The following is a 2,878-nucleotide window of genomic DNA, read 5'->3' as shown; positions in this document are numbered from 1 at the left end:
GCCCGCCCGAGCAGTGGGGGCGGCGGCACACCCTGCACCCGGTCCACCTCGGCGTGGCGCCGGCGGTCGAGGCGGCGGTGCGGTCGATGCGGTCGCGCGTCGCGCTGTCCGGCGACACCGACTGCGTGCTCGCCACCTCCAGCGTCCCCGGGGTGTCCGACGCCTGCTGGCGGGGCCCGGTCGCCCGCTACGTGTGGGACCTGACCGACCGCGCGGACAGCCGCTGGATCGTCCCCTTCGGCGCCGCCGGGCGCCCCGACGACCCGCACTTCGACGACCAGCTACCACTGTGGGCCCGCGGCGAGCTGGTCGCGGTGGTCACCGACTGGCGACAGCTCACCCGACAGACCCGAGACGAGGCACCCGTGACCTACCAGGAGAAAATCCCCGACCTCGGTGAGCTGACGCTCGTCGTGCTCGACCCGCGGGCCCACGCGGAGCTGGTGCACGGCTGGGTCACCCAGCCCCGGGCCGCCTTCTGGGGTTTGGGCTCGCACACGGTGGACGAGGTCCGCGAGATCTACGAGTTCGTCGACGGGCTCGCCACCCACCACGCGTACCTGATCCTGCTCGACGGCACGCCGATCGGCCTGTTCCAGACCTACCAGCCGGAGGCGGACCCGGTCGGCGAGCGGTACCCCGTGCAACCCGGCGACGTCGGGATGCACCTGCTGCTCGCCCCCGGGAAGCGTCCCCCGCGCGGCCTCACCACCGCCGTCGGCCCCGCACTGGCCCGGTACCTGTTCACCGACCCCACCCGGCAGCGCATCGTCGTCGAGCCGGACGTCCGCAACCACCTCGCGCTGCGCCGGCTGGAGCGGGAGGGCTTCACCTTCGACGAGGAGATCGACATGCCCGACAAGCGGGCCCAACTGGCGTTCCTGACCCGGGCGCGGTTCGAGTCGGACCACCCGGCGCCGGCCTGACGTACGGCCACGGTCGGGCCCGGCCGGGCACCCGCAGGCACCCCACCCGCGGCGGCTTCACCCTCCTGGGGCCGCGTCCGGGCCGACGCCCCCGGCCCGGCCCTGCCGGTGGTCCGCACCCGGCTCCGGGTCCGGCGGGTGGGTCGAATGAGGCCGCCGGCAGGTGGCGGCGGTCTACGCTCGATGCTCATGAGAGCTCCGCGGTGGCGCGAGCCGAACCGGGCTCCGGCGGACCGGGTGACCTCGGTGGAGATCTTCTTCGACATCGTCTTCGTCTTCACCCTGACCCAGCTCACCCGGATCCTGGAAGCCGACCTGTCCCTGGCCGGGTTCGGCCGCGTCCTGCTGCTCTTCGGGATCCTGTGGTGGATGTTCGACGGGTACGTGTGGCTGGCCAACCACGTGCCGCCGCGGTTGCCCGCGCAGAAGCTGCTGCTGTTCATGGGGATGACGGGATTCCTTTTCGCCGCGGTCGGGGTGCCGGGGGCCTTCACCGACACCGGTCTCGTCTTCGGCGCCGGCTACCTGGTGGTTGTCTGCGTCCACCTGCTGCTGTTCACCCAGGCCGGCGTCGGCGCCGCCCTGGCTCGGCTGGCGGCGTACAACCTCGCCTCCGCCCTCCTGGTCCTCGCCGGCGGTGTCACCGGGGGCGCCGCCCGGTACGGGCTGTGGTTGTCCGCGTTCGCCCTCCAGTCGGTCGTCCCGTACCTGATGCCACGCTTCTCGTGGGTGAGTGTCCTGCCCGCCTTCCGGATCCAGCCGGCGCATTTCGTCGAGCGGCACGGCCTGCTGGTGATCATCGCGCTGGGCGAGTCCGTCGTGGCCATCGGCCTGGGCGTCGACGTCGCGCACCTCACCGCCGGCACCTTCGCCGTCATCGCGCTCGCGCTGGCGCTGCCGGCGGGCCTGTGGTGGACCTACTTCACCGACGCCTCCCCCGCCGAGGCCGCTCTGGCCGCCGTCGAGCCCGGCCAGCGGGCCCGGCTGGCCGGGCGGCTGCTCTTCGCGCACATCCCGTTGGTGTTGGGCATCGTGGTCACGGCCGCCGGCATCCACGCCGCGGTGGCCCATCCCGGTGACCGCCCGTCCTGGCCGTCGGCGCTGGCGCTCTCCGGCGGCGTGGCCGTCTACCTGGCCGGGATTACCGAGCTGCGGCGTTCGCTGCACAGCGGCGCACTGCGGAGCAGGCTGGTGACGGCCGCCGCCGTGCTCGCCACGATCCCCGTCGGGCTGGTGACCAACGCCGGACTCCACCTCGCCGCGGTGGTCGTGGTGATCGTGGTGATGCTGCTGGTCGAGCTCCCCCAGCACGCCGCCCGGACCGCGGACGAACAGCCACGACCGGGGCCCGGGCGGCCGGAACCGGACGGCGGTCACGGCTGAGTCAGCCGGAGCAGGTGCCGTCGGCCAGCCCCGGCGGCAGCGGTGCGGGGGCAGCCGTCGCCCGCCGGCTTCGAGTTCTCAGGTGCGGCTGCGGACGAAGGTCTCCTCACCCCACGACCCGTCGTCGGCCGCCACCCGGATCACCAGCCGGTCGCCCGCGCAGCGGTACGAGCCCTCCGAGTCCCCCATCACGGAGGTGACGTCCAGTTCCTGGCCGTCGACCCGCAGCAGGCTCACGTCGCCCGCGGTCACCCCGTCGCGCTGCCGGTACCGGCCGGCCTCGGCGGCCCACCGGTAGGTCTGCATGCCCCGCCGCACGTGGCGCACGGTGTGCCCGTTGAGCGAGCCCTCGGCGACGGCCAGGTCGAACAGGTCCGTCGCGGTGCCGTCCACCCGGTACGCGCTGGCGAAGCCCGTCTGCGGCCCGCTGGTCAGCTCCACGCTGGCGTCCTGCCGCAGCCCGGCCAGCGTGCCCAGCGGCGAGTCGGCGGCGACCGGCACGTGGTAGCGGCCGGCGGCGAGCCGCCACACCCCGACCAGGCAGCGGTCGTGTCCCGCCGCCGCCGGAC

General features: G+C 74.2%; 3 protein-coding genes and 1 pseudogene. 3 read left to right on the top strand and 1 reads right to left on the bottom strand.

All coding sequences use genetic code 11. The features are described from left to right. Window positions 1–53: 53 nt before the first annotated feature. The 3 genes and pseudogenes from NCC78_RS32290 to NCC78_RS30275 form a co-directional block, all read left to right on the top strand. Window positions 54–281: pseudogene (locus NCC78_RS32290) on the top strand (penicillin acylase family protein); the annotation flags it as partial. Window positions 282–365: 84 nt separating this feature from the next. Further along, a complete protein-coding gene (locus tag NCC78_RS32285) occupies window positions 366–926 on the top strand; it encodes a GNAT family N-acetyltransferase (protein WP_308220976.1) in 561 nt (186 codons plus the stop codon). A gap of 189 nt (window positions 927–1,115) precedes the next feature. Beyond that, window positions 1,116–2,309 (top strand): low temperature requirement protein A, encoded by a 1,194-nt coding sequence (locus NCC78_RS30275; protein WP_250798807.1) that lies wholly within the window; start codon window positions 1,116–1,118, stop codon window positions 2,307–2,309. A 78-nt stretch (window positions 2,310–2,387) separates the two neighbouring features. Here the strand turns inward: NCC78_RS30275 and NCC78_RS30270 are convergent. Continuing rightward, window positions 2,388–2,878, bottom strand: a 491-nt coding sequence (locus tag NCC78_RS30270; protein ID WP_250798806.1) for a hypothetical protein, incomplete at its 5' end; no start/stop codon positions are given.

The sequence above is a fragment of the Micromonospora phytophila genome (assembly GCF_023656545.1).
In the GTDB taxonomy this organism is placed as follows: Bacteria; Actinomycetota; Actinomycetes; order Mycobacteriales; family Micromonosporaceae; genus Micromonospora; species Micromonospora phytophila.
Note: the sequence above shows the minus strand (reverse complement) of the source record. Positions and strands in the feature narration are given on the sequence as shown.